The sequence below is a fragment of the Micromonospora sp. HM134 genome (assembly GCF_007833915.1).
GTDB classification, from domain to species: Bacteria; Actinomycetota; Actinomycetes; order Mycobacteriales; family Micromonosporaceae; genus Micromonospora; species Micromonospora wenchangensis.
Window position 1 is genome coordinate 84,579 of record NZ_CP041061.1, and the last position, 25,444, is coordinate 110,022.

The following is a 25,444-nucleotide window of genomic DNA, read 5'->3' on the forward strand; positions in this document are numbered from 1 at the left end:
CTGCACTGCATGACCGAGCGGAGCGAGGTCATCGACCGGTCCGGTCGGGGGTGCGGCGGCGTCACGCCGGCCACCCCCTGAGCCGGCCCCCGGTCGCCGAGCCGCTCGACAGGCAGCAGACCGGGAGGCCAACTCGATGGGCAGCGTCCAGATCGTCACCACGGTCCTCGCCGCCGCCATCACCGCCGTGGCGGTGTGGCTCGCGGTGCGCGCGGTGCTGAAGATGGTGGCCGTCATCCGGCTGGGGCAACCCGCGCCGGAACGGTTCGCCGACAAGGGCACCCGGGCGAAGACGATGCTGGTCGAGACGGCCGGCCACACCCGGATGCTCCGGTGGGGCGTGGTGGGTGCCGCGCACTGGTTCGTGATGGTCGGCTTCATCGTGCTGTCGCTGCTGGTGCTGGAGGCGTACTTCGAGGTCGTCTCACCGACCGGCGGCCTGCCGCTGATCGGCGGCCTCGCCGTCTACGGCCTGGTCACCGAGGTGATCGCGGTGCTCGGCACGGTCGGCATCGGAGTGCTGATCGCGATCCGGGTCCGCAACCGGCCGACCCGTCCGGGCGGGCGCTCCCGGTTCACCGGTTCCACCATGTGGCAGGGCTACTTCGTCGAGGCGGTCGTCCTCACCGTGCTGATCATGGGGTTCGTGATCCGCGGCTTCAAGGTCGCCACCGACCACTTCGAGTACCCGGTCTGGGCCACCCCGGTGAGTCACGCCGTCGGCGCGCTGCTTCCCGCCTGGCCGGCCGGCGTCAGCATCGCCGCCCTCATCAAGATCGCCATCTCGATGACCTGGCTGATCGTCATCGCGCTGAACGTGACGATGGGCGTCGCCTGGCACCGCTTCCTGGCGTTCTTCAACATCTTCTTCAAGCGGGAGCCGGCCCGGCCCGCCGGCTCCGGGCTCGGCCCGCTGCGCCCGATGACGAGCAACGGCAAGCCGCTCGACTTCGAGGAGGCCGACCCGGAGAAGGACCAGTTCGGTGTCGCCCAGGTCGAGCAGTTCACCTGGAAGGGCCTGCTCGACTTCAGCACCTGCACCGAGTGCGGGCGCTGCCAGTCGCAGTGCCCGGCCTGGAACACCGGCAAGCCGCTGTCGCCCAAGCTGCTCGTGCTCAGCCTCCGCGACCACGCGTACGCCAAGGCGCCCTACCTGTTGGCCGGCGGCGGCAAGGACCTCACCGGCGAGGAGAAGGCCACCGCAGCGCAGCTCGCCCACCTCGACGTGCTCACCCTCGCCGAGGCCGAGAAGCCGCTGATCGGCGACGCCGAGGCCGGCGGCGTCATCGACCCGGACGTGCTGTGGTCCTGCACCACCTGCGGGGCCTGCGTCGAGCAGTGTCCGGTCGACATCGAGCACGTCGACCACATCGTCGACATGCGCCGCTACCAGGTGCTGATCGAGTCGAGCTTCCCGTCCGAGGCCGGCGTCATGCTGCGCAACCTGGAGAACAAGGGCAACCCGTGGGGCGCCCCGCAGAACACCCGCGAGGACTGGACCAAGGGGCTGGGCTTCGAGGTGCCCCGGGTCGGCGAGGTCGACGACTTCGAGTACCTGTTCTGGGTCGGCTGCGCCGGGGCGTTCGAGGACCGGGCCAAGAAGACCACCCGGGCGGTCGCCACCCTGCTGCACGAGGCGGGCGTCTCCTTCGCCATCCTCGGTGAGGGCGAGACCTGCTCCGGTGACCCGGCCCGCCGGATCGGCAACGAGTTCGTCTTCCAGATGCTCGCCCAGCAGAACGTCGAGACCCTCAACGAGGCGTTCGAGGGCCGGGAGCAGGCCAAGCGCAAGATCGTCGCCACCTGCCCGCACTGCTTCAACACCCTCGGCAACGAGTACGGCCAGCTCGGCGGCGAGTTCGAGGTGGTCCACCACACCCAGCTCCTGGCGCACCTGGTCAGCACCGGCCGGCTCACCCCGGTGCAGCCGGTCGACGGCGGCGTCACCTACCACGACCCCTGCTACCTGGGCCGGCACAACCGGGTCTTCGCCGCCCCGCGCGAGGTGCTCGGCAGCGCCCTCAACGGCGGTGGTAGGGCCGACGCCGACCTGATCGAGATGCCGCGCAACAGTGAGCGCTCCTTCTGCTGCGGTGCCGGCGGCGCCCGGATGTGGATGGAGGAGAAGATCGGCAAGCGGATCAACGTGGACCGGGTCGAGGAGGCCATGTCCACCGGGGCGCGGACGGTCGCCGTCGGCTGCCCGTTCTGCTCGACGATGCTCAACGACGGGGTCAACGGCAAGGGAGCCGGCGAGCAGGTCGAGGTGGTCGACGTGGCCAGCGTGCTGCTGCGCTCGGTCAAGCCGGACACCGCACCCGGCGGGAAGGAGACCGCGCCGGCCGCCGGCTGAGGTCGTACCGTCGCCGTGGGCGGACGCACGACGGCGACGGCACCCACCGGTGCCGCCGCCGTGGCGGTGGTTCACAACGCCGTAACGGTCAGGACGTCGTGGTGGTGATGATGGCGGCCGTGGTGGTGACCGTGGTCGCCACCATGATCGCGGCCTGGGTCTCCTCGATCGCCTTCTTCGTCGCCGCGGACGCCCAGTCCCCGTCGGCGATCTCCGTGGTGCGGGCCTTCAGCCGCTCCTTCGGCAGTTCCCGGAAGAGCTTGCGGTCCAGCCCCACCGCGCGGGTCAGGCCGAGCAGCGCGGCCGTCCGGGCCTCCACCGGGCCGTCGGCGAGCAGCGCGTCGACCATCCGCTGCCGGGCCGCCGTCTCCGCCACCGGCTCCGCGCCGGTCGGCGACGGGTAGCGGGTACGCGGGAAGACCAGCAGCACCCGGTCGGACTCCCGGCGCAGCACCCCCTCTTCGACCAGGCCCGACAGCACCCGGTCGGGCAGCCCCTTGGCCAGCCGGCTGATCCAGTCCTTGGGGCGGCGACGCTTGCCGTCGGCGGCCACCTGGGCGAGGGCGTCGTCGAGCACCGGGCGGCCGACCGGCGTCGGGTCGGTCACCACCAGCCGGTCGTCGGCCACCTCGACCCGACCGGCGAGCGCCAGTTCGAGCAGCACCGCGCCGGACAGCCCGTAGTCGAGGTGCGGCCGGCCGAGCCGGTTCACGCCGGTGTCGTCGTAGGCGAGCAGGACCAGTTCGTCAGCGAGGGTGAGCGGTGCCATGCCGTCCACGCTAACCCCGTGGCGCGAACCCCGCCCGTGGGCGACCCGGCGGTGACGCCGGTGACCGTGTGCCACGCACCGGTGACCGCCGGGGGTGGATCTGAAACAATCACGTCCATCGACTCACTGCTGCTCGGCACGCTGCTGCCCCTGGCCGGCTTCGTGCTGCTGACCGCCGGCAACGCGTTCTTCGTCGCGGCCGAGTTCGCCCTGGTCACCGTCGACCGGGCGGAGATCGACAGGCGGGCCGAGGCCGGCGACGCCACCGCCGCCACGGTACGCCGGGCGCTGCGCGAACTGTCCTTCCAGCTCTCCGGGGCGCAGCTCGGCATCACCCTCACCGCGCTGCTCACCGGCTACCTGGCCGAGCCCGCCCTGTCCCGGCTGTTCGCCCCGCTGCTGGCCCCGCTGGGCGGGACGGACCGGTTCGGCCCGCTGCTCGCCCTGGCGCTGGCCACCCTGCTGTCGATGCTCTTCGGTGAGCTGGTGCCGAAGAACCTGGCGCTGGCCCGGCCGATGCCGGCGGCGCTGGCCACCGCCGGCCCGATGCGGGCCTTCTCCCGGGCCTTCGGCTGGCTGATCCGGGCGCTGAACGACTCGGCGAACCGGCTGGTCCGCCAGCTCGGCGTGGAACCGCAGGAGGAACTGGCCAGCGCCCGCTCGCCGGAGGAACTCGGGCTGCTCGCGGCCATCTCGGCCCGCGCGGGCGCGCTGCCGCCGGACACCGCGATGCTGCTGCGCCGGACCATCCGCTTCGGCGACAAGCGGGCCGCCGAGGCGATGACCCCCCGGGTGGACGTGATCGCGCTGCGGGCCACCGCCACCGTCGCCGAACTGCTGGACCTGTCCCGGCGGACCGGCCGGACCCGGTTCCCCGTCTTCGAGGAGACCCTCGACCTGGTCACCGGGGTCGCGGCCGTGCCGGACGCGCTCGGCGTGCCGCTGGCCGCGCGGGCCCGCACCACAGTCGCCTCGGTCGCCCGCGAGCCGGTGTACGTCCCGGAGAGCCTGGACCTCGACGGCGTGCTGGCGGCGCTGAAGGCCGCCGGTGCCGACCTGGCCATCGTCGTCGACGAGTACGGCGGCACCGACGGGGTGGTGACCGTGGAGGACCTGGTCGAGGAGCTGGTCGGGGAGATCGCCGACGAGTTCGACCCGGCCACGGTGGACGACGCCCACGCCACCGGGCTGACCGTGCCGGGCGGGGAACGGACCGTCCTGGTCGACGGGGTGCTGCGGGAGGACGAGCTGTTCGAGCAGACCGGGTTCCGGCTCCCCGAGGGCCCGTACGAGACACTGGCGGGCTTCCTGATGGCCCGGTTGGGGCACATCCCGCTGCCGGGCGAGACGACCCGGGCGGACGGCTACGCGTTCACCGTCGTCGAGGTGGAGCGGCACCGGATCGAACAGGTCCGGGTGGTCCGCCCCGAGGAGCCGCACGCCGATGACTGAGCTGCTGGTGGCGGTGGTGCTGCTGCTCGGCAACGCGTTCTTCGTGGGCAGCGAGTTCGCCCTGATCGCGTCGCGTCGTACGGTGGTGGAGCCGATGGCCGCCACGTCGAAGCGGGCCCGGTGGGCGTTGTCGGCGATGAACCAGATCCCGCTGATGATCGCCGGGGCGCAGTTGGGCATCACCGTCTGTTCGCTCGGGTTGGGCGCGATCGCCGAGCCGGCCCTGGCCCACCTGCTGGAGCCGATGTTCCACGCGGTGCTGCTGCCGGCGGGCGCGGTGCACCCGGTCTCCTTCCTGATCGCGCTGGGCGTGGTGGTGTTCCTGCACACCGTGGTCGGCGAGATGGTGCCCAAGAACATCACCCTGGCCGGGCCGGAGCCGTCGGCGCTCTGGCTGGGGCCGGCGATGCTGGCGTTCTGCCTGGCCACCAAGCCGTTGCTGCTGGCGATGAAGTGGGCGGCGCGGCAGGTGCTGCGGCTGTGGGCGGTGGAGGCGACCGACGCGGTCAAGACGGTCTTCACCGCCGAGGAGTTGGCGGGGCTGGTCGCCCAGGCCCGCACCGAGGGGCTGCTCGACGCCGAGGAGCACGCCCGGATCACCGGGGCGTTGGCGTTGCACGACCGTACGGCGGCCGACGCGCTGCAACCGTGGTCCACGGTGACCACGGTGGCCGAGGACGTCTCACCGGCGTCCCTGGAGGTGCTGGCGACCGGCACCGGCCGGTCCCGGTTCCCGGTGGTGCAGCGTTCCACCCGCCGGGTGCTGGGGTTCGTGCACGTCAAGGACGTCCTCGGGTACGCCGGGGTGGCTCGTCGCGCGCCGGTGCCGGCCGAGGTCTACCGGCCGCTGGCGGTGGTCCCGCCGGACCGTACGCTGGCCGATCTGCTGCTGGCGATGCGGCGCGAGCGGCGGCACATGGTGCTGGTGAGCGACGGTCGCCGCCCGCTGGGTGTGGTCACGCTCGACGACGTATTGACTGCCATCGTTGGAAAATGAGTGCACACCCTTTGTGTGCAAGCGATTGCACTGATGTGATGGAGTGCCCACCCGCCTTGATTCCCCACCGCGACTGCCCCTAATGTTGCACCGGCCGCTGTGGGACGTCTGCCTCCTTCTTCCCCTTAGCGAGGCGCCCGGCGGTCGGTTGCAAAGGAGTCGACGCCGGTGGCAACCATGCCCCCTCACCGTCACGCCCAGGGCCAGCCGCACGCACGGCCGGCAGCCCTCCGGCGGGTCGCCCGCCGCCTGCTCACCCTGGTCGCGGCGGTCGCCGTCGGTGCCGGGATGCTCGCCGTGCCGGCCCACGCCGCGCCGTCGCCCGAGGAGATCGAGGCGGCCCTCGACAAGCAGTGGGAGCAGATCGAACCGACCATCGAGAGCCACCACAAAGTCCAGGAGCAGCTGAAGGTCAACCGCAAGAAGGCCGCCGACCTCCAGAAGAAGATCGAGCCGCTGGCCCTGCAGAGCGAACTCGCCCTGGGCCGGGTAGGCGACCTCGCCTCCCGCTACTACAAGTCCGGCCCCTCGCAGGAGCTGAGCGCGCTGCTCACCACCACCAAGCCGGGCACTCTCGCCGCGCAGCTGACCATCCTGGACCGGCTCGCCGCCGAGCAGCGCCGGGAGGTCGAGGCCGTGCTCGTGGTGCGCCGCAAGTACGACGCCGAGAAGCAGAAGCTCGACACGCTGATCGCCGCCGAGGTGAAGCAGGAGAAGGAACTCGCGGCCAAGAAGAAGCAGATCAACGCCGAGATCAAGCGGTTGCAGGCGGCGATGCCGAAGACCACGGTGAAGGTGAACGGCTGCCCCACGATCAACGGTGTGGTCAGCTCCGCCGCCCGGACCGCGATCGCGACCGCCTGCGCGCAGGTCGGTGACCCGTACGTCTGGGGTGCCACCGGGCCGAACTCGTTCGACTGCTCCGGGCTCACCCAGTTCGCGTACAAGGCGGCCGGCATCTCGCTGACCCACTTCACCGGTGCGCAGTGGAACGAGGGCAAGGCCATCCCGCGCTCCGAGGCCCGCCCCGGCGACCTGGTGTTCTTCTTCAGCGACCTGCACCACGTCGGGCTCTACCTGGGCAACGACATGATGGTGCACGCGCCCCGGACCGGTAAGCCGGTCCAGGTGACCAGCATCAACTACATGCCGGTGGCCGGCTTCCGCCGACCCTGACCAGCGCATACGCCAACCCCCGGCCCGATGGGCCGGGGGTTGCGTGTTTTCCGGTCACGTAGTGTGCCGGCCCGGCGGGTTGCGGATCGATAACGACCGTCTCTACTCTGGTCAATCGTCGGTCGGCACCAGGTCCGCCCCACCCGGGGTGGCGTCGACCGGCACCGCCGAGTCGCCTCCGGGCGAGCCGGGGACCCAGGTACGCCGGGGTGAATCCGCGACCACCGCGGTAGGGCGCTCCCTTCCCGCCCGAACCCGTCAGCTAACCCGGTAGGCGGTCGAGGAAGAAGGAGCCCGGAGCCCGGTGGCACACCATGCCCCGCGGCCACCGTCGCACCGGACGACCCAGGTCGCCCGGAACACGACGGTGCCGCGCCCACGCTGGTCCCGCTTCACCACCACCCTCGCCACCCTGGCCGCTGCCGCTGTCGTGTTGACCGGTGGCCCCACGGCGGCGCACGCCGACCCCTCGGTCGCCGAGATCGAACGGCAGATCGACCAGGACTGGAACAAGCTCGAACCACTCATCGAACAGCACAACGCCACCCGCACCGACCTCGCCGCCAAGCGCCGGCAGGCCGACGCGCTCGGTAAGCGCATCGCCCCCCTGCAACGCCGCGTCGACCAGGCGATGAACCAGGTCAGCGGCCTCGCCGTGCAGGCGTACAAGGGCGAGAACGTGTCCACCGTCAACGCCCTGCTGGGCAGCCGCAGCCCGAGCCAGGTGGTCGAGCAGCTGGGGCTGCTGGACCGGTTCGCCAGCCGCCAGCAGCGCGAGGTGCGGGAGGTCGCCCAACTACGCGACGAACTCGCCGCGACCAAGGCGCCGCTGGACGAGATGGTCGCCCAGCTCACCCGTACCGAAGCGCAGCTCGCGGCCCGCAAGAAGCAGATCAACACCGAGATCGACAGGTTGCAGAAACTGCGGCTGAAGGTCTACGGCAACGGCGGCGGTGGCAAGCTGCGCCCGGCCCCGTGCCCCGCCGGCTACCCCGGTGGTCCGGCCGGTACGGCGGTCAAGTTCGCCTGCGCCCAGATCGGCAAGCTGTACGTGTGGGGCGCGGCCGGCCCGGACAACTACGACTGTTCCGGGCTGACCATGGCGGCCTGGGCGAAGGCCGGGGTGTCGTTGCCGCACAACGCCCGGCAGCAGCGCCAGGTCACCGACCGGGTTAGCCGGGCCGACCTGCGCCCCGGCGACCTGGTCTTCTACTACTCCGACCTGCACCACGTCGGGATGTACGTCGGGGACGGCTGGGTCGTGCACGCGTCCCAGGCCGGCAAGCCGATCACGATGAAGCGGGTCGACGACGGACCGGTCAACAGCTACGGCCGGCCCGGCTGAGCCACCGCGTCCGGGCCCCGGCCAGGGGCCCGGACGCGGCACGCCACGTCAGCGGATGGGCCAGGTACGCCAGTTCTGCCAGGAGCGGCTGGGGGTCGGCCCCCGCTGGCCCTGGTAGCGCGACCCGTACACGGCGGAGCCGTACGGGTGCTCGGCCGGCGAGGAGAGCCGGAAGATGCAGAGCTGACCGATCTTCATGCCCGGCCAGAGGGTGATCGGCAGGTTGGCCACGTTCGACAGCTCCAGCGTGACGTGGCCGGAGAAGCCCGGGTCGATGAAACCGGCGGTCGAGTGGGTGAGCAGTCCCAGCCGGCCCAGGCTCGACTTGCCCTCCAACCGGCCGGCGAGTTGGTCGCCGAGCGAGATGACCTCAAGCGTGGAGGCGAGCACGAACTCGCCCGGGTGCAGCACGAACGGCTCGCCCGCCGGCACCTCGACCATCGACGTCAGGTCGTCCTGCTGCACCGCCGGGTCGATGTGGGTGTAGAGGTGGTTGTTGAACACCCGGAACAGCTTGTCGAGGCGCACGTCGATGCTGGACGGCTGCACCAGACTCGGCTCGAACGGCTCCAGCGCCAGCGCGCCCGCCTTGATCTCGGAGACGAGGTCCCGGTCGGAGAGCAGCATCGGGACACCATATCCAGCGCCCCGGCCGGACCCGCCCACCGGGCCGCCCCACCGGCCGGCGTCGTCGCCGCCTCCGAGGCGTACGTCGGGCCGTTCGACCTGCGTGTCGGACTGTCTTTCGAACGCCTGTTCGATAGAATGACGGCATGGCATCCTGGTCCGCATTCGCCGCCGACGAGCCCCGACTCGCCGACGGGATCCGCCTTCTTCTCCAGCAGTACGGGTCGGGTTTCGGCTACCTGGCCACCGTCCGCGCCGACGGCGGGCCCCGGGTGCACCCGGTCTGCCCGCTGGTCACCGACGGCGGGCTGTTCTGCTTCGTGGTCGACTCGCCCAAGCGGCGTGACCTCGAACGCGACGGCCGCTACGCGCTCCACTCGTTCCCGCCCGAGGAGAGCGACGACGAGGCGTACGTCGCCGGTCGTGCCGAGCCGGTGACCGACCCGGCCCGGGTGGCGCTGGTGGCCGAGATCGGCCGGGCCGCGCCCCAGGTCGACTGGCGGCTCTTCGAGTTCAGCGTCGACGTCGCCATGCTCACCCGCCGCGACCAGGGCGGCCCGTTCAGCGGCGACGCCGGGCGGCCTTCCGTACAGGTCTGGCTCGATCCGGTGCCCGGCCGGCACGGTGTCGCCGGCCTGCCCGACCAGCGACCGTCCCGGCGCGGTCGGCACGGGTTCGACACCCGCCGCACCGCCGCCTGACCCCCCCCGGAAACGACGGTGCCGGCCCCGTCCCGGAGGGACGGAGCCGGCACCTGACGCTGTGCCGTGCAGCCGGTCAGGCCGACGCGCGGTACGCGGTCCAGGCGTTCACCATGCGGCTCGCCTGCCCAGGGGTGAACTGGTACATGCACGAGTCGTAGGTGTAGTCCATGAAGTTGGTGATCGGGTCCTTGCCGGCCGCAGTGCAGGTGTCCCGGCCGGTCGGGCACTCGAAGGCCGGCTCACGCTCGGCCGGGGTGTCCGAGACGCCGTCGCCCGAGCCCGAGCAGCCACCCTGGAAGGTGTGGTAGAGGTTCAGCCAGTGGCCGACCTCGTGGGTGCCGGTGTCGCCCAGGTTGTAGTTGGTGGCGGTGCCGTTCGGCAGCGACTCGCCGAGCACCACGACGCCGTCCATCACGTCCAGGGTGCGCTTGGGGAAGGTCGCCCAGCCGAGCAGGTCGTCGCTCAGCTCGCCCAGGTAGATGTTGAGGGTGTTCTTGCCGCCGGTGCGCAGCGAGGTCTTCATCGACCGCTCGGCCGGGGAGCCCTGCACGATCGGGTACCACGATGCGTTGGTGACCCGGTTGATCTTCTGAAGCTGGAAGGCGAACCCGGTGGCGGCCCCACCGGTCGCACCGCTGTACGCCTGGTTCAGCACGCTGATCTGCGAGTTGATCATCGAGTCGGGGATGTTGCCCCCGGCCCGGGTGCTGTCCCGCTGGATGACGTGCACGACGACCGGGATGGTGATCGGGGCCAGCGCCACCGTCACACCCTCGGTCGAGCCGGTGCGGTAGCTGGACTTCGACCGCAGGGCGCTGTTACGCAGGGCGGCGGCGAACTCCGCCTCCCGCTCCTGGACCTGCTTGGCGGTCAGCTCGTTCGGGTCGTGCCGCTTGTGGGCGGCCTTGCTGCCGCCACGGACGCGGGCGTCGGAGTGAACGTCCGCGTGGGCGTCGGCCGGCTCCGCGCAGGAAGTGTTGCCGGGGGCTGCGGAGTACGCGGAAGCCGCAGGTACGACGCCCACCGCAGCGGTGCTCAACAGCAGCGCGAAGGTCGTCGACGCGACACCGGCGGCACGCCGGGTCAGCAGGTTGGGACGCAGTCCCATGGGCCCACCTCTTTCTGGCGGCGCGGCAGGGGGTATGTCGCGCCGAGGTCGTGAACGTGGGGGTGACGTTACAACTGATCGACACGTTTGAGAACGTCCCTAAGCTGCTTCTGTGAAACATCTGACCGTTTCATTTGCGCCCTTCGTGTCCGGATGGTCACGACTGGTTGTCGACGGCGCGCGGGGGTGCCCGGGTGCGCGGGCGTGGTCACCTCAGGTACAGTGGTCCCGCTTGCGGGTGTAGTTCAATGGCAGAACATCAGCTTCCCAAGCTGACAGTGCGGGTTCGATTCCCGTCACCCGCTCCACGTGCGTAAGCCCTGGTCAGGACACGCGTCCCGCCAGGGCTTACGTGTCTCTAGGTCATGTTGCCCGGCTTGCGCCGGGCCGCCCTGGTCGCCTCGTCGATCGCGCCGGCGATGCCACGGTCGGCCTCCCTGACGCGAGGGTGTCACCGGTGCCCGCCCGACCGCACCCACTGCCGAGCAGCACCGGATTCACGGGAGCCCTGCGGCCTGAGGAGCTGCCGGTCGTCGCATGGCTGAGCGAGCGGGCATACACCTGGCGCGTCCTTTAGACCTGATGACGTAAACGACTCACACCGGTGGCGGCACCGGCATCGACGTCAGCACCGCCGCCGCCCAACACCTGCCGCGTGCCGTCCGTCGCGGAGACGGGAACGCCGCCCAGGATGGACACGCCGTGTCCGGGGTCGCAGGACCCCGTTGCCTGCCGCCCGTTGCCTGCCGCCCGACGCCCGTCGCCCGACGCCCCTCACCCCTCACCCCTCGCCCGTCGTCCGACGCCTGCCGTCCGCCGTCCGTCGCCTGCCGTCCGATGCCCCTCGCCCGTCGCCTGCCGTCCGTTGCCTGTCCTCCTTGGCCTGCTGGCCTGATTCGTTGACGACATCAGCTCGAAAGGACGCGCTAGGACTACCTGACCCCGGGCCGACCTGGGCGACAGTCCGGGGCGGAAACCTCGACACTTCCCCGTCGGGGATCATGTGGGTGCCATCGCCCCTGCTCCGAGGAGGTCGCCGTGCCGGCGAAGCTGACCCGGGACGAGGCCGTCGTCCTCGTCGAGCGGATCATGCGGCTCGACTATGCCGACGACGGCGAGCTGAACGACTGGCTGGACAGCCTCGAACGCGACCCCGTCTGTCCGGACGTCTCCGATCTGATCTTCACGACCATCCCGGAGCTGACGGCCACCGAGGTCGTCGACCGCGCGCTGGCCTACCGGCCGATCGCGATGCGGGCCACCCCGTGGCCGGAGACCGAGGAGCAGGCCCGGCCTGACTGACCCAGGTGCGCACGTGCGCGGCCGGCGCGGGAACGGCGGGGCCGGGGCGGCACGTACGCTGGCGATCATGCGGATTGGCATCGTGATCCTTCCCGACCAGCGCTGGCCGGAGGCGCGTCGGCGCTGGCAGCAGGTGGACGAGTGGGGCTTCGATCACGCCTGGACGTACGACCACCTGGGGTGGCGGGACCTGGTCGACGGTCCCTGGTTCGACTCGATGTCGACGCTGACCGCCGCCGCCATGGTCACCGACCGGGTCCGGCTGGGCACCCTGGTCGCCTCACCCAACTTCCGGCATCCGGCGGCGTTCGCCCGGCAGGTCACCACCCTCGACGACGTCTGCGGCGGGCGGCTGCTGCTGGGCCTCGGCGCGGGCGGCATCGGCTTCGACTCGGCGGTGCTGGGCGGGGAGACGCTGCCGCCCCGGCCGAGGGTGGACCGGTTCGGCGAGTTCACCGAGCTGCTGGACCTGATCCTGCGGGAGGACGGCACCACCTGGCGGGGCGACTGGTTCAGCGCGGTGGACGCCCGGAACAACCCCGGCTGCGTGCAGCAGCCCCGGGTGCCGTTCGTGATGGCAGCCAACGGGCCCCGGTCGATGCGGCTGGTCGCCCGGTTCGGTCAGGGCTGGGTCACCACCGGCACCGGTGAGGAGGAGCTGACGGCCTGGTGGGACGGGGTGGCGACGCTCTGCGCCCGGATGGACCGTACCCTCGACGAGGCCGGCCGCGACCCGGCGAGCCTGCCCCGCTACCTCTCCCTGGACTCGGCGCCGGTCTTCTCGCTGCGCAGCGCCGACTTCTTCGCCGAGCAGGTGGCGCGGGCGGCGGCGCTCGGCTTCACCGACGTGATCACCCACTGGCCCCGGGCCAGCAGTTGGTACGCGGGCGACGAGGCGGTCCTGGCCGACGTCGCCACCCGGCTGCTGCCGGAGCTGCGCACGGCCTGACGGGTGCCACCCCGGGGGCTGGTTCAGGTGCCGAGATCGCCGGCGGGCGTCCCGCCGTCGCCGGCCGAGACCAGCCGGAACCGGATGCAGACGATCGCGGTGTCGTCGGTGACCGGGGTGCCGACCCGCGCCCAGTAGCCGGCGTGCCCCGCCCGCCAGTCCTCGATGGACCGGTCCCCCTCCCCCTCGGAGCGGGCGAAGTCCCAGGAGACCCCGGCGAAGGGGACCACCTCGATCCCGGTCACCTCGACCACCCCGACGAGGGCGTCCCGGTCGTCGACCAGGGCCAGCCGTTCGCCGACGTGCTCCAACTCCTCGGTTTCGTCGGCGTACTCGGTGAGCAGGCCGGCGGTGGCCGTCTTCACCCCGGCCAGCACCAGCGTGTTGAGCGTGGTGCGCAACTCGCCGGGGGTGCCGAGGGCGAGCGTGCGGAGTCCGCCGATCCGTGGCCACATGCGGCCGAGGCTACCGCCGCGCCGATTTCCGTCGCCCGGTTTCGATGCCCCCCACGGTCGGCTCCGCCGTCGCTACGGTGGGTCCGACGACGAAGAGGAACCATGGACCGACGCGCGGTGCTCGTCCCCGGACGGGGCTACGACACCCACTACCCGCTGTTCGCCTACCCGGGTGAGGGCCTGCGCCGGGCGGGCTTCGACGTCCACGAGATCGGCTGGCAGCCGCCGGAGGGGATCGGGATGGACGGCGCGCCCCCGTCGGTGGCGATGGACTGGGTCGCCGGGCAGGTCTGCACGGCGGTCGAGGAGTTCGTGCGGCTCACCTGGCCGGGCTGACACCGGGCCGCAGGTCAGGGCAGGTCGGCGGGGGTGAGCAGCCCGCGTACGCCCAGTTCGGCGGCGACCGGGTCGGGCAGGTCGACGACCACGGCGGCGACGCCGACCCAGTGCGCGCCCCGGGCCTCGCAGAGGTCCCGGACGGCCCGTACCTGGGCGCCGGTGGCGACCCAGTCGTCGACCATGAGCACCCGGTCGTCCGCGCCGAGCCGGTCGTCGCGTACCGCGAGGTCGACCTGCCGGCCCCGGAAGTCGGGGGGGCTCTGCGCCCAGGTCAGCGGGCCGGCGGGGAGGCGTCCGTCGCCGGGCTTGTGGGCCGGGACGAAGCCGACGCCCAGGGCGGTCGCGGCGAGCGGCCCGAGCATCAACCCGGTCACCGCGGGGGCGACGACGACGGTGGGCCGGTCGGCGCGGAACGGCTCGACCAGGGCCGGACCGAGCCAGGCCAGCACCTGCGGGTCCCGCCACCAGCGGGAGACGTCGCTGACCAGGTGGCTGCTGCCGGGCCCCGGATCGACCCAGGCGAACAGTTCGGCGAGGCGGGCACGCAGCGCGGTGGTCATGCCCACATCCTCGGCGGCGAATGCCACCGGTGGCATTCTGGCCCGTGCGGCCCAGCGGTCCTCGGCTGATCGGTCACACGTATCACTGTAATTCTGGGCATACCACCATGATCACGTTGACTTCGGAAGTGCTTCTCTCGTTACGGTCCGAGCCGTTATGCAGGCATACGAAAGGACCGAGCCGGTGGTTGGCAGGCACTCCCGTACCCGGATCTTCTCCTCGCCCGCCGGCATCGCCGCCACCGCGGCGCTCGGTGTCGCGCTCGCCGTCGGCGGCACCGTCGGCGCGGTGCAGCTGACCGCCGACGACGCGCCGGCCACCGTGGTCGTCGACCCGGTCGCCCCCAGCGCCGCCACCACCACCGACGCACCGACCCCGAGCCCGAGCCCGAGCGCCACCGCCTCCCCGAGCGCCAGCCCGTCGCCCACCGTCACCGCCAGCCCGAAGGCCACCCGAACCCAGGCCGCCTCCCGGAGCAAGCCGCGCACGGCCGCACCCAAGCCGTCCGCCACCACGAAGAAGGCGGCCCCGAAGAGCACCGTGGTCGACAGCGGCTCCTGCGGTGCGTCCTTCTACGACGAGGGCCAGTTGACCGCCAACGGGGAGAACTTCGACCCGAGCGCGATGACCGCCGCCCACAAGACCCTGCCGTTCAACACCAAGGTCCGGGTGACCAACCCGGCCAACGGCAAGTCCGTCACCGTACGGATCAACGACCGTGGCCCGTTCATCGACGGGCGTTGCATCGACCTGTCCCGGGCCGCCTTCGCCGCGATCGCCTCGGTCGACCTGGGTGAGCTGACCGTCAGGTACGAGGTGCTGGGCTGACGGCGAACGGTGGCACCAGCGGGACGGCCGGGCAGAACACCCTCAATCGTGGGGCTAGGTTCATTCTCCGGCCCGGTTCCATCAGGCATGCTGTCCCACGTACGTAAACATGCCTTCCAGTTGGGCCGAGGCCCACTGAGTCCCGGGTCCCGCGCCGGCGTCGGCGCGGCCGTCGGGCTGCTCGCGCTCGTCTCGGCGATCGAGTCGGCCGACGGCCGTGCGGTGCACTACGTCGCGCTGATGGCGGTGGCGCCGATCCTGGCCGCCGGCTTCGCCTCGTGGCGCGCGGTGGCCGGGGTGGGTTTCCTCGCGCTGCTGCTCGGGGCGGGTTTCGCGGTGGCCGATCCGGCGATGAAGCTGACCACGGCGGTGTCGCTGGTCGGGATCGCCTTCGCCACCGTGGTGGCGGCGAGCGTGGCGGCGGTCCGGCAGGGGCAGGTGGAGCGGATCGGCGAGTTGTCCAAGTTGGCCTCGGTGGCCCAGCAGGCCGTGCTGCGTCCGCTCGGTCCGCAGGTCGGCACCCTGGCGGTGGCGGCCCGGTACATCTCCCCCACGGCCACCGCCGAGATCGGCGGCGACCTGTACGAGGCGATCGACACCCCGTACGGCGTCCGCATGATCATCGGGGACGTGCGGGGCAAGGGGCTGGACGCCGTCCGGCTCGCCAGCATCGTGCTCGGTTCCTACCGGCACGTCGCGTACGAGCGGCCCGACCTGCGGGCGGTGGTGGCCGACCTGGACCGGGCGGTGGCCCGCAACGTGGGGGACGAGGACTTCGTCACGGCGGCCGTGGTCGAGGAGCGCGGCGGGACGCTGACCATCGTCAACTGCGGCCACCCTGCGCCGCTGCTGCTGCGCCGGGGTGCGGTGATCCCGCTGGAGCCGCCCGCCCCCGCCCCGCCGTTGGGGTTCATGCCGGTGGTCCGGCCCCGGGTCGAGCGGCTGGAGCCCGGGGACCGGCTGCTGCTGTTCACCGACGGCCTCGGCGAGGCGCGGCGGGACGGCGAGTTCTTCCCGACCGCCGACCGGGCCTGGCGGCTGCTCGGCCACGGCACGGTCGGCGACGGTCTGGCCTCCCTGGAGACCGCGTTGGTCGAGTGGGTGCACGGCCGGCTCGACGACGACATCGCCCTGGTCCTGATGGAGTACACCGGCCCGCGTAGCGGGGTGACGGTGGCGGTGCCCTCGTGGGAGGTCGGCGCGGCCGAGAGCTGACCGCCGGGTGTGTAACCGCCGTCACTTCCGCGCCCGGGTTGTCGCTGCCTACCCGTGAGTAATACAGTGGGGGTTACTGATCGGTAACACCTGTCCGGAAGCGGGGCCAGCGAACATGACCCACTACAAGAGCAACCTTCGGGACCTTGAGTTCAACCTGTTCGAGGTCTTCGGGGCGGACCAGACGTTCGGCCAGGCGCCGTACACGGACCTGGACGTCGACACCGCCCGCAGCTTCCTCTCCGAGGTCGACCGCCTGGCCCGCGAGGACCTGGCGGCCAGCTACCAGGACAGCGACCGCAACCCGCCGGTCTTCGACCCCGCCACGCACACCGCGCCGCTGCCGGAGTCGTTCAAGAAGTCGTACCAGGCGTTCATGGACTCCGAGTTCTGGCGGCTGGACCTCCCCGAGTCCCTGGGCGGCAGCAGCGCCCCGCGCGCCCTCTGGTGGTCGCTCGCCGAGCTCGTGCTCGGCGCCAACGCCCCGGTCTGGATGTACGCCTCCGGCCCGTCCTTCGCGCACGTGCTGCACGTCGAGGGCACCGAGGAGCAGCAGAAGTGGGCCAAGCTCTTCATCGACAAGCAGTGGGGCTCCACGATGGTGCTGACCGAGCCGGACGCCGGCTCGGACGTCGGCGCCGGCCGTACCCGCGCCGTCCAGCAGCCCGACGGCTCCTGGCACATCGAGGGCGTGAAGCGGTTCATCACCTCCGGTGAGCACGACCTGAGCGACAACATCGTGCACTACGTGCTGGCCCGCCCGGTCGGTGTGGAGGGCGTCGGCGGGCCGGGCACCAAGGGGCTGTCGCTGTTCGTCGTCCCGAAGTTCCACTTCGACGCCGAGACCGGTGAGCTGGGCGAGCGCAACGGCGTCTTCGCCACCAACGTCGAGCACAAGATGGGCATCAAGGTCTCCAACACCTGCGAGGTGACCTTCGGCGAGCACGGCGTACCGGCCAAGGGCTGGCTGCTGGGCGACAAGCACGACGGCATCCGGCAGATGTTCATGATCATCGAGTACGCCCGGATGATGGTCGGCACCAAGGCGATCGCCACCCTGTCCACCGGCTACCTCAACGCCCTGGAGTACGCGAAGAACCGGGTACAGGGCGCCGACCTGATCCAGCAGGCCGACAAGGCCGCGCCCCGGGTCACCATCACCCACCACCCGGACGTCCGTCGTTCGCTGCTGATGCAGAAGTCGTACGCCGAGGGCCTGCGGGCGCTGGTCTGCTACACCGCCACCTGGCAGGACAAGGTCGCGCTCGCCGAGGCGGCCGGCGACGAGAAGGCGACCAAGCTGGCCAAGCGGGTCAACGACCTGCTCCTGCCGCTGGTCAAGGGCGTCGGCTCGGAGCGGGCGTACGAACTGCTCGGCCACGAGGCGCTCCAGACCTACGGCGGTTCGGGCTTCCTCCAGGACTACCCCCTGGAGCAGTACGTCCGGGACGCCAAGATCGACACCCTGTACGAGGGCACCACCGCGATCCAGAGCCTCGACCTGATCTTCCGGAAGATCGTCCGGGACAACGGCAGGGCGCTGACCGCCGTCGCCGGGGAGATCCAGGAGTTCATCACCACCGAGGCCGGCAACGGGCAGCTCAAGGAGGAGCGGCTGGCGCTCGGCCGGGCGCTCGCCGAGATCCAGAACATCCTCGGCGTGCTGACCGGCTGGCTCGGCGAGGCCCAGGGCGGCGACGCCCGCAGCCTCTACAAGGTCGGCCTGAGCAGCCGCCGTTTCCTGCTCGCCCTGGGCGACCTGGTGGTCGGCTGGCTGCTCCAGAAGCAGGCCGACGTGGCGCTGAAGGCGCTGGCCGGCGAGGTCTCCGCCACCGACCGGGCGTTCTACACCGGCAAGGTGGCCGCCGCCCGGTTCTTCGCCCGCGAGGTGCTGCCCCGCATCGGCGCCGACCGGCGGATCATCGAGGGTGCCGACCTGGACATCATGGACCTCCCGGAGGAGGCGTTCTGATCCCGGCCGGTCGATAGTTCGCAACGGGGCCGATGTTGCGGTATCCGAACGCCTGGATACCGCAACATCGGCCCCGTCGCACCTGCCGCCCCCCGGATTTGCCCGCCCCGATCCCGGTAGGCGGGGGGCTGGGCGGGTAAGCCGCGCGGACCACGTCGTCAGGGCACGCCCAACGGCCACCGCACGGGGGAGTGCAGCGCACATGGGTATCGGTAGCGGCATCTTTCTCATCGCGCTCGGCGCGATCATGACGTTCGCCATCCGGGCCAACGTCTGGTGGATCGACCTGCGCGCGGTCGGCTGGGTGTTCATCCTGGCCGGGCTGGCCGTACTGCTCACCACGCTGTGGTTCTGGCAGGACCGGCGTAAGCGGGCCCGTACCCTCATCGTCGAGGAGAACCGGCTCTCCCACCCGACCGCGATGATGCCGCCGCCGCCCGACCCGCCGCCGCCCACCGCACCCCCGTCCTGACCGCGCGGCCGTCCCGGTTGCTGCCTGAGGGGTCAGCCGCGGGCGGTGTGCCGGGCGATGATCGGGGCGGCGCCGGGGGTCAGCTCCGCCCACGGCACCGCTGCCCGGTGCACCACCAGGTCGGTGGTCCGCAGCCCCTCCCGGTCGGCCCGTTCCGGGTCGAGCAGCGCCGAGAGCAGCGAGACGCCCGGATTGTGCGCGACGAGCAGCACCGTGCCGGCCTCCGGTTCGACCGTCCGCACCAGGTCGAGCAGATCGTCCGGGTGTGCCTCGTACGCGGCGGCGGCGTACCGCACCACCGGAGCCGTCCCCGCCGGGCCACCCTCCGGCGGGGACCCGGTCATGCCCAGCGCCACGTCGTGCCAGGTCTGCCTGGTCCGGCGGGCCGCCGAACAGATCACCACGTCGGGGAGCAGACCCTGCCGGGCCAGCCACGCACCGGCGGCGGCGGCGTCCGCGTGGCCCCGGGCGGTCAGCCTGCGTTCCACGTCGGGGCCGGTCGTGGGCTGTTCGGCCTTGGCGTGCCGGAGCAGCACCAGTGTCCGTGTCTCGGCCTCGCCGTCCGTCATGGCACCAGCTTGCCTGATTGGCGCGGGTGTCGCCTGGGTAAGTCGATGGATGCCACTCGCTCATCGATGCCCTCGATGGCCGTGGCGGGTGGGTAACGCCAGCTGACAGCCAAGGAGGCGACGTCATGGGCATCGGTGCCAGCATCTTCCTCATCGCGGTGGGCGCGATCTTCGCGTTCGCCGTCGACGCCAATCTGGGATGGCTCAACCTCGACGTGGTCGGCTGGGTGCTGATGCTCGCCGGTGTCGTCGGGCTGCTGACCACCCTCTACTTCTGGAACAGCCGCCGCCGGGCGGTCGTCACCACCGCGGTGCGGCAGGACCAGGTCGTCGCCGACCGGGTCGTGCCGGTGCAGGGCGACCGGGTGGTGCGCGAGGAGTACCGCGAGACGCGCGGCTCGGGTTACCCGGTCTGACCGTCCCGCACCCCACGATCTCGAGGGCCCCGCAACGGCGCGGGGCCCTCGAACTGTCTGCGGTTCTTTCCCGGGGCTGGGCGGGGTCAGGCGAAGAGGGCGAAGTAGATCGCGATGTGGTGACAGAGGGCGGCGATCAGGGTGCAGGCGTGGAAGAACTCGTGGTGGCCGAAGACGGTGGGCCACGGGTTCGGCCGGCGCAGCGCGTAGAAGACGGCACCGACGCTGTAGACCGCCCCGCCGACGGCGAGCAGCACCAGCACGGCGACCCCGCCCTGGCGCAGGATCTGCGGGAGGATCGCCACCGACACCCAGCCGAGGGCCAGGTAGAGCGGTGCGGAGACCCAGCGTGGGGCGTGCGGCCAGATCAGCTTGACGGCGACCCCCGCCAACGCCCCGCCCCAGACCAGGCCGAGCATCAGGACGGCCGTCGGCCGGTCGAGCAGCAGGACGCAGAGCGGGGTGTACGTGCCGGCGATGAACACGAAGATCATCGAGTGGTCCATCCGGCGCATGATCTGGTAGCCGCGCTCCGACCACACCCGGCGGTGGTAGAGGGCGCTGGTGCCGAACAGGCCGCAGACTGTCACGCTGTAGATCAGGCAGCTGACCAGGGGTGTCCAGCCGGGCCGGGTGGCCGCGATCGCACTGAGCACGATGCCGCAGACGAGCGCGACGAAGAACGCGTAGGTGTGCAGCCAGCCGCGCATCCTGGGCTTACCGATGTCGACAGGCTTGAGTCGAAGCGGTGCGGAGGTGGTCACGCAACCAGGTTACGGCACCGTAGGTTACTTCTAGGTAGTGCGACCCGTCACCACACCGGTCGGGTCCACCTACCCTGGACGGCCCATCGATCGGAGAGTATGGCGCAATGCGGATCCGACCCGTGGGCCGGCACGCCCTCCTGCTCGACTGCGACGACCCCGCCCAGGTGGAGCGGTGGCGGGCCGAGCTGTGGCGACGTCGGGAAGCCGGTGAGCTGAGCGCCGCCGAGATCGTCCCGGCCGCCGGCACCGTACTGCTCGACGGGGTGCCCGACCCGGCGTCGACGGCCGCCCGGATCGCCGGCTGGACCCCCGACCCGGCCGTCACCACCGCCGAGGTCGCCACCGTCGAGGTGCCCACCGTGTACGACGGGGAGGACCTGCCCCGGATCGCCGCGCACTGGCGACTCACCGTGCCCCAGGTGGTGCACCGCCTGGAGAGCACCGAGTTCCGGGTGGGGTTCTGCGGGTTCGCCCCCGGCTTCGCCTACCTGACCGGGCTGCCCCCGCAGTACGCGGTGCCCCGACTGCCCACCCCGCGCCCCCGGGTGCCGGCCGGCTCGGTGGCCCTGGCCGGGCCGTACGCGGGGATCTATCCGAGCGCGTCGCCGGGCGGCTGGCTGCTGGTGGGGCGGACCACGCTGACCCTGTTCGACGTGTCCGCCGACCCACCCGCCACCCTCACCCCCGGCACCCGGGTCCGGCTGGTGACCGGATGACCGCACCGCAGGACACCACAGGTGCGATCGAGGTACGGCGGGCGGGACCGCTTACCACGGTGCAGGATCTGGGGCGGCCCGGGTGGGCGCACCTCGGCGTACCCCGGTCGGGGGCGCTCGACCCGGCGGCGCTGGCGCTGGCGAACCGGCTGGTCGGCAACCCGGCGGACGCCGCCGGGTTGGAGCTGACCCTCGGCGGCGGTGAGCTGCGGCTGACCCGGGCCGCCACGGTGGCGGTGACCGGGGCCGACGTCGACGTCCGGGTCGACCGACGGCCCGGTGACGTGGGCCGGCCGCTGGCGGTGCCGGCGGGCGCGGTGCTGCGGATCGGTACGCCCCGGCACGGGCTGCGCACCTGGCTCGCGGTCGACGGCGGGATCGCCGTCGCGCCGGTGCTCGGCAGCCGGTCCACCGACACCCTGTCCGGCCTCGGACCGCCCCCGGTCCGCGACGGCGACCTGCTCCCGCTCGGCCGACCGGCCGGCCCACCCGCCCCGGTGGACTTCACCGTCGGCCGGCCGGTGCCGGACGAGCTGCGGCTGACCCTGCGCCCCGGCCCGCGCGCCGACTGGTTCACCGCCGGGGCGATGGTGCTGCTGCTCGGCACGGCGTACACGGTGAGCCCGGTCAGCGACCGGGTCGGCGCGCGCCTGCGCGGCGCGGCGCTGCCCCGCGCGGTGGCCGGCGAACTGCCCAGTGAGGGCGTGGTGCTCGGGGCGGTGCAGGTGCCCGCCGACGGCCAACCGTTGATCTTCCTGGCCGACCATCCGACCACCGGCGGCTACCCGGTGATCGGGGTGGTGGACGACGTGGCGGGGCTCGCGCAGGCCCGGCCGGGGACTACGGTGAGGTTCCATGGACCTCAACGCTGACCTCGGCGAGGGATTCGGCATCTGGCGGCTCGGCGACGACGAGGCGCTGCTCGACCTGGTCACCTCCGCCAACGTGGCGTGCGGCTTCCACGGTGGCGACCCGTCGACCATGCGCCGGGTGTGCGCCGCCGCCGCCGAACGTGGCGTCGCGGTCGGCGCGCAGGTCGGCTACCGGGACCTGGCCGGCTTCGGCCGCCGGCACATCGCGTACGGCTTCGACGAGCTGCGCGACGACGTCACCTACCAGCTCGGGGCGCTCGACGCGTTCTGCCGGCCGTACCGCACCCGGGTCCGCTACCTCAAACCGCACGGCGCGCTCTACCATGCGGCGGCCACCGACGAGGTGCAGGCCGCCGCCGTGGTCGCCGCCGTCACCGGGTACGACCACGAACTGCCGGTCCTGTGCGCGCCCGGCTCCACCCTCGCCCAGCTCGCCGTCGGCGCGGGACTACGGGTGGTCGCCGAGGGCTTCGCCGACCGGGGCTACCTGCCCACCGGGGCGCTGGTGCCGCGTGCCGCGCCGGGCGCGCTGGTCACCGACCCGGAGGAGGTGGCCGTCCGGGCGGTCCGGATGGCCACCGAGCGCACGGTGGTGGCGGTCGACGGGACCGTGGTGCCGTGCCCGGTCGCCTCGATCTGCCTGCACGGGGACAGCCCCGGCGCGGTCGCCTCGGCGGCCCTGGTGCGGGCCGCGCTGATCGACGCCGGGGTCACCCCGACCCCGTTCGCCTGACGGCTCGCGCTCAGGCGTCCAGGCCGCGCAGCACCAGCGGGACCCGGGTCGCGCCGTCGTCGACCACCCGCACCGGGACGCCCCAGTCCTGCCGGGTCAGGTGGCAGGCGGCGTGCTCGACGTCGGCGTCGCAGGTGGCGGCCTGGGCGGTCACCTGGAGCACCCCCTGCGGTACGGCCGGGTCGATCACCAGTCGACGGGACAGCTCGGTGCCGGTGCCCGCCCCCTCGACCAACAGTTCCGGCGGCGAGGCCGAGACGACCAGCCGGGTCGACGGCCCGTACGTCTCGTCCAGCTTCTGCCCCGGGGCCGGCGTGAAGATCACCTCCAGGGTCACCTCGCCGGCCGCGACGTCGGTGGGTTTGCGTTCCAGCCGGTGCCGGGGACCGTCCACCGTGTCCGCCCCGGCGGCGGTCAACGCGCCCGGGGCGAGCCGGGTCAACCGGTGCGCGGCCGACTCCACCACCAGCACCCCGCCGTCGGCGGTGAGCACCAGGTCGCTCGGCTCGGCCAGCCCGTCGGCCACCGTGGCGACCAGCCCGGTCGCCGGGTCGAACCGGCGTACCGCGCCGTTGTAGGTGTCGGCGATCAGCACCGAACCATCGGGCAGCGCGCACACCCCCAGCGGATGCTGGAGCAACGCCCGGTCGGCCGGCCCGTCCACGTGCCCGAAGTCGAACAGCCCCTGCCCGACGGCGGTGCCGAGCACGCCGTCCTGCACGTACCGGATGGCGCTGGTCTCGCTGTCGGCCACCCACAGCCGCACGCCGTCGGCCGAGACGGACAGGCCGGACGGCTGGGCCAGCCACGCCTCGGTCAGTGGGCCGTCGCGCAGGGCCTCGACGGTGGTGCCCGCGTACATGCCGGTGGTCCGCTTGACCGGGTCGAACCACCAGAGCTGGTGGATGCCGGCCATCGCCACGATGACCTTGTCGTCGTACCAGGCCAGGTCCCAGGGGGAGGAAAGATCGACGGAGCGCGCGTCGTGGGCGTGGTCGTCGACCGTGGAGCGCCACTGCCGGCCGGTGCCGGCGACCGTGGTCACCTCGCCGGTGTCCAGGCGTACGCCGCGCAGCAGGTGGTTGACGGTGTCGGCGACCAGCAGGTCGTAGCCGGCGACCTCGGCCACGTGCGGGGGCAGCAGGCAGAGTCCCTGCGGCTCGGCGAAGCCCGCCGAGGCGGCCGGCCCGTCGACCCGACCCCGCTCACCGGAGCCGATCCGCCGGACCAACGTCTCGCCGTCGGGGGCCAGCTCGACCAGGCTGTGCCGGGCCGAGTCGGAGACCAGCAGGTTCCCGCCGTCGAGCAGCACGGCCTTGCCGGGGAAGCGCAGCGTCGTCTCCGGCGGCGTCGGCGGCACGTACGGCCCGTCGCCCCGGTGCAGGGTGCCCTTCGCCTCGTGGGTGGCGATCAGGTCGTCGACCAGCCGGATCAGGCCCTCGGCGTGCCCCTCGCCGGCCATCGTGGCGACCACGTAACCCTCCGGGTCGACCACCGCCAGGGTGGGCCACGCCTTCGCCGCGTACTGCTGCCACATGTCCAGCTCGGGGTCGTCGAGCACCGGGTGGTGCACGCCGTACCGCTCGACGGCGGCGGCCAACGCGGCCGGGTCCTTCTCGTGCTCGAACTTCGGCGAGTGCACCCCGACGACGACGAGCACGTCGGCGTACTTCTCCTCCAACGGGCGCAACTCGTCGAGTACGTGCAGGCAGTTGATGCAGCAGAAGGTCCAGAAGTCGAGCAGAATGATCTTTCCCCGCAGGTCGGCGAGCCTCAGCTCCCGCCCACCGGTGTTCAACCAGCCCCGACCACGCAACTCTGGTGCCCGTACCCGTGCGCTCATGCCCCCATCGTGCCGCACCGCCGGGCGGCTGGCCGCACGAAGGGCGACCGGGGAGTCGTTGACGACACTCAGCCCTCGGGTGGCCGAGCCCAGGACAGGAAACGGTCGGTGAGATTGTTCGGCCGGCCGCTGTCGAGCTGGGTGAGATGGTCTTCCGCCTCCCGTTGCAGCGTCGACAGCAGGGCCAGCAGAGCCGGCCGGTCGTCGGCGAACGCGGCGAGCAGGGCGAGTTTCGCCTCCCCGCACGGCCACGGGTTCGCGTCGAGGCGGCACAGCCAGATCGGGCGCAGGGGTCGGTGGGCGAGCCCGTCGAGCGGCGTCACGCCGACACCGCCGACCCGCGAGCTGCCGACCTGGTCGCTGCCCGTGGGGCGGGCGGCCGGGCCGCTGTCGGCGGCGGGGAGGGGAGCCAACGCACCCCGGCGCGGCGGACGTACAGCTCGCGCCGTCGTCGGGCCAGGCCGTCCGGCCCCAGCTCGTACGCCTCGATCCAGGCCCAGCCATCGTACGTGTGGCGGTCGGTCAGCTCGCGGATCACCCGTACCGTGATCGGCCTGACGAACTGCGGGCTGGCCTCGCGGGTCAGGTGGAGCAGGTCGCCGCCCCTCAGTTTCGGTTCCCTCATCGGCCCGGCCCCCGGTTCCGGCTCTCCGTCCAGCGACCCGGCAAGACGACGTTCGTGATCCGGCCCGGTCCCCGGTAGGGCGGGATGAAGGGGCCGATCGGGCCGGGCACGATCGGCGGCGCGGGCGGTGGTGGTGGGGGCGGCGGGGTTGGTTGGGGTGGGGGCTGCGGAGCGGGCTTCTTCGGCTTTTTGGACACGACTCTCCCTGTGACGGCGTGGCGGCGGGCTGCCCCGGTGCTGCTGTCGGGGCAGCCCGACCACGAACGCGACCGCCGGGCT

Annotated in this window: 27 protein-coding genes, 1 tRNA gene and 1 riboswitch; of the genes, 18 read left to right on the top strand and 10 right to left on the bottom strand. The window is 72.2% G+C overall.

What is annotated here, in order from left to right:
• Positions 1-136: 136 nt before the first annotated feature.
• The gene (locus FJK98_RS00430; RefSeq protein ID WP_145917234.1) at positions 137-2,353 is read left to right on the top strand and encodes a (Fe-S)-binding protein; all 2,217 of its coding nucleotides are present in this window, start codon (positions 137-139) and stop codon (positions 2,351-2,353) included.
• A gap of 88 nt (positions 2,354-2,441) precedes the next feature.
• Here the strand turns inward: FJK98_RS00430 and FJK98_RS00435 are convergent, their stop codons facing one another.
• Positions 2,442-3,122: a GPP34 family phosphoprotein gene (locus tag FJK98_RS00435; protein WP_145917235.1), complete on the bottom strand. Its 681-nt coding sequence runs from the start codon at positions 3,120-3,122 to the stop codon at positions 2,442-2,444.
• Positions 3,123-3,266: 144 nt separating this feature from the next.
• Between FJK98_RS00435 and FJK98_RS00440 the strand changes: the two genes are divergently transcribed.
• The 4 genes from FJK98_RS00440 (at position 3,267) to FJK98_RS00455 (ending at position 8,092) form a co-directional block, all read left to right on the top strand.
• Entirely contained in the window at positions 3,267-4,574 is a 1,308-nt protein-coding gene (locus FJK98_RS00440; protein ID WP_145922492.1) for a hemolysin family protein, read from the top strand.
• Positions 4,567-5,571 (top strand): hemolysin family protein, encoded by a 1,005-nt coding sequence (locus FJK98_RS00445; protein ID WP_145917236.1) that lies wholly within the window; start codon positions 4,567-4,569, stop codon positions 5,569-5,571. Before FJK98_RS00440 ends, FJK98_RS00445 begins: the two co-directional genes overlap by 8 nt.
• 177 nt (positions 5,572-5,748) lie before the next feature.
• Positions 5,749-6,747 carry an NlpC/P60 family protein gene (locus tag FJK98_RS00450; protein WP_145917237.1) on the top strand — a complete coding sequence of 333 codons (999 nt, stop codon included), beginning with the start codon at positions 5,749-5,751 and terminating at the stop codon, positions 6,745-6,747.
• 155 nt (positions 6,748-6,902) lie between these two features.
• A riboswitch (cyclic di-AMP (ydaO/yuaA leader) is annotated at positions 6,903-7,039 on the top strand.
• A gap of 12 nt (positions 7,040-7,051) precedes the next feature.
• Entirely contained in the window at positions 7,052-8,092 is a 1,041-nt protein-coding gene (locus FJK98_RS00455) for an NlpC/P60 family protein (RefSeq protein ID WP_145917238.1), read from the top strand.
• Positions 8,093-8,140: 48 nt separating this feature from the next.
• On the opposite strand, the gene dcd is transcribed toward FJK98_RS00455, so the two are convergent.
• Positions 8,141-8,719: a dCTP deaminase gene (gene dcd / locus FJK98_RS00460; protein WP_145917239.1), complete on the bottom strand. Its 579-nt coding sequence runs from the start codon at positions 8,717-8,719 to the stop codon at positions 8,141-8,143.
• Positions 8,720-8,865: 146 nt separating this feature from the next.
• Between dcd and FJK98_RS00465 the strand changes: the two genes are divergently transcribed.
• On the top strand, positions 8,866-9,420 hold the full coding sequence (locus FJK98_RS00465) for a pyridoxamine 5'-phosphate oxidase family protein (RefSeq protein ID WP_145917240.1): 555 nt from the start codon (positions 8,866-8,868) through the stop codon (positions 9,418-9,420).
• A gap of 76 nt (positions 9,421-9,496) precedes the next feature.
• Here the strand turns inward: FJK98_RS00465 and FJK98_RS00470 are convergent, their stop codons facing one another.
• Entirely contained in the window at positions 9,497-10,531 is a 1,035-nt protein-coding gene (locus FJK98_RS00470; RefSeq protein ID WP_145917241.1) for a zinc metalloprotease, read from the bottom strand.
• Positions 10,532-10,765: 234 nt separating this feature from the next.
• On the opposite strand from FJK98_RS00470, the gene FJK98_RS00475 reads away from it, so the two are divergent.
• From FJK98_RS00475 to FJK98_RS00485, 3 genes are all read left to right on the top strand, one after another.
• A tRNA-Gly gene (locus FJK98_RS00475) sits at positions 10,766-10,839 on the top strand.
• Between the two features lie 730 nt (positions 10,840-11,569).
• Positions 11,570-11,833, top strand: coding sequence for an e9imm peptide (locus FJK98_RS00480; RefSeq protein ID WP_145917242.1), 264 nt, complete (start codon positions 11,570-11,572; stop codon positions 11,831-11,833).
• Positions 11,834-11,900: 67 nt separating this feature from the next.
• Positions 11,901-12,782 (top strand): LLM class flavin-dependent oxidoreductase, encoded by an 882-nt coding sequence (locus FJK98_RS00485; protein WP_145917243.1) that lies wholly within the window; start codon positions 11,901-11,903, stop codon positions 12,780-12,782.
• A gap of 23 nt (positions 12,783-12,805) precedes the next feature.
• Here the strand turns inward: FJK98_RS00485 and FJK98_RS00490 are convergent, their stop codons facing one another.
• Complete coding sequence (locus FJK98_RS00490; RefSeq protein WP_145917244.1) at positions 12,806-13,237, bottom strand: ASCH domain-containing protein; 432 nt, start codon at positions 13,235-13,237, stop codon at positions 12,806-12,808.
• A gap of 102 nt (positions 13,238-13,339) precedes the next feature.
• On the opposite strand from FJK98_RS00490, the gene FJK98_RS33485 reads away from it, so the two are divergent.
• A complete protein-coding gene (locus tag FJK98_RS33485; RefSeq protein WP_194822803.1) occupies positions 13,340-13,573 on the top strand; it encodes a hypothetical protein in 234 nt (77 codons plus the stop codon).
• A 14-nt stretch (positions 13,574-13,587) separates the two neighbouring features.
• On the opposite strand, the gene FJK98_RS00500 is transcribed toward FJK98_RS33485, so the two are convergent.
• Positions 13,588-14,136, bottom strand: a complete 549-nt coding sequence (locus tag FJK98_RS00500; protein ID WP_145922493.1) for a phosphoribosyltransferase family protein — start codon at positions 14,134-14,136, stop codon at positions 13,588-13,590.
• A 184-nt stretch (positions 14,137-14,320) separates the two neighbouring features.
• Here FJK98_RS00500 and FJK98_RS00505 point away from each other — a divergent pair, with 184 nt between their 5' ends.
• The 4 genes from FJK98_RS00505 (at position 14,321) to FJK98_RS00520 (ending at position 18,624) form a co-directional block, all read left to right on the top strand.
• On the top strand, positions 14,321-14,965 hold the full coding sequence (locus FJK98_RS00505) for a septal ring lytic transglycosylase RlpA family protein (protein WP_145917245.1): 645 nt from the start codon (positions 14,321-14,323) through the stop codon (positions 14,963-14,965).
• Between the two features lie 87 nt (positions 14,966-15,052).
• Entirely contained in the window at positions 15,053-16,180 is a 1,128-nt protein-coding gene (locus tag FJK98_RS00510) for a PP2C family protein-serine/threonine phosphatase (RefSeq protein ID WP_145917246.1), read from the top strand.
• Between the two features lie 115 nt (positions 16,181-16,295).
• Positions 16,296-18,152: an acyl-CoA dehydrogenase gene (locus tag FJK98_RS00515; protein ID WP_145917247.1), complete on the top strand. Its 1,857-nt coding sequence runs from the start codon at positions 16,296-16,298 to the stop codon at positions 18,150-18,152.
• A gap of 202 nt (positions 18,153-18,354) precedes the next feature.
• A complete protein-coding gene (locus FJK98_RS00520; RefSeq protein ID WP_067300694.1) occupies positions 18,355-18,624 on the top strand; it encodes a DUF6458 family protein in 270 nt (89 codons plus the stop codon).
• A 32-nt stretch (positions 18,625-18,656) separates the two neighbouring features.
• Here FJK98_RS00520 and FJK98_RS00525 read toward each other — a convergent pair whose 3' ends face one another.
• Complete coding sequence (locus FJK98_RS00525; protein WP_145917248.1) at positions 18,657-19,193, bottom strand: histidine phosphatase family protein; 537 nt, start codon at positions 19,191-19,193, stop codon at positions 18,657-18,659.
• 125 nt (positions 19,194-19,318) lie between these two features.
• Between FJK98_RS00525 and FJK98_RS00530 the strand changes: the two genes are divergently transcribed.
• Positions 19,319-19,609, top strand: coding sequence for a DUF6458 family protein (locus FJK98_RS00530; RefSeq protein WP_145917249.1), 291 nt, complete (start codon positions 19,319-19,321; stop codon positions 19,607-19,609).
• Positions 19,610-19,695: 86 nt separating this feature from the next.
• Here the strand turns inward: FJK98_RS00530 and FJK98_RS00535 are convergent, their stop codons facing one another.
• Positions 19,696-20,373, bottom strand: a complete 678-nt coding sequence (locus tag FJK98_RS00535; RefSeq protein WP_145917250.1) for a hemolysin III family protein — start codon at positions 20,371-20,373, stop codon at positions 19,696-19,698.
• A gap of 107 nt (positions 20,374-20,480) precedes the next feature.
• Here FJK98_RS00535 and FJK98_RS00540 point away from each other — a divergent pair, with 107 nt between their 5' ends.
• Genes FJK98_RS00540 through FJK98_RS00550 form a run of 3 tightly spaced genes read left to right on the top strand, consistent with a single transcriptional unit; the run spans position 20,481 to position 22,697 of the window.
• A complete protein-coding gene (locus FJK98_RS00540; protein WP_145917251.1) occupies positions 20,481-21,092 on the top strand; it encodes an allophanate hydrolase subunit 1 in 612 nt (203 codons plus the stop codon).
• Positions 21,089-21,964 (top strand): biotin-dependent carboxyltransferase family protein, encoded by an 876-nt coding sequence (locus FJK98_RS00545; protein ID WP_145917252.1) that lies wholly within the window; start codon positions 21,089-21,091, stop codon positions 21,962-21,964. The genes FJK98_RS00540 and FJK98_RS00545 overlap by 4 nt, the downstream gene beginning before the upstream one ends.
• Entirely contained in the window at positions 21,948-22,697 is a 750-nt protein-coding gene (locus FJK98_RS00550; protein ID WP_145917253.1) for a LamB/YcsF family protein, read from the top strand. Before FJK98_RS00545 ends, FJK98_RS00550 begins: the two co-directional genes overlap by 17 nt.
• A gap of 10 nt (positions 22,698-22,707) precedes the next feature.
• On the opposite strand, the gene FJK98_RS00555 is transcribed toward FJK98_RS00550, so the two are convergent.
• The 3 genes from FJK98_RS00555 to FJK98_RS00565 all read right to left on the bottom strand — a co-directional run bounded on the left by FJK98_RS00555 (position 22,708) and on the right by FJK98_RS00565 (position 25,165).
• A complete protein-coding gene (locus tag FJK98_RS00555) occupies positions 22,708-24,540 on the bottom strand; it encodes an NHL domain-containing thioredoxin family protein (protein WP_145917254.1) in 1,833 nt (610 codons plus the stop codon).
• A 68-nt stretch (positions 24,541-24,608) separates the two neighbouring features.
• Positions 24,609-24,863 carry a flavin reductase gene (locus tag FJK98_RS00560; protein WP_145917255.1) on the bottom strand — a complete coding sequence of 85 codons (255 nt, stop codon included), beginning with the start codon at positions 24,861-24,863 and terminating at the stop codon, positions 24,609-24,611.
• Positions 24,860-25,165: a hypothetical protein gene (locus FJK98_RS00565; protein ID WP_145917256.1), complete on the bottom strand. Its 306-nt coding sequence runs from the start codon at positions 25,163-25,165 to the stop codon at positions 24,860-24,862. Before FJK98_RS00565 ends, FJK98_RS00560 begins: the two co-directional genes overlap by 4 nt.
• Positions 25,166-25,444: the final 279 nt, after the last annotated feature.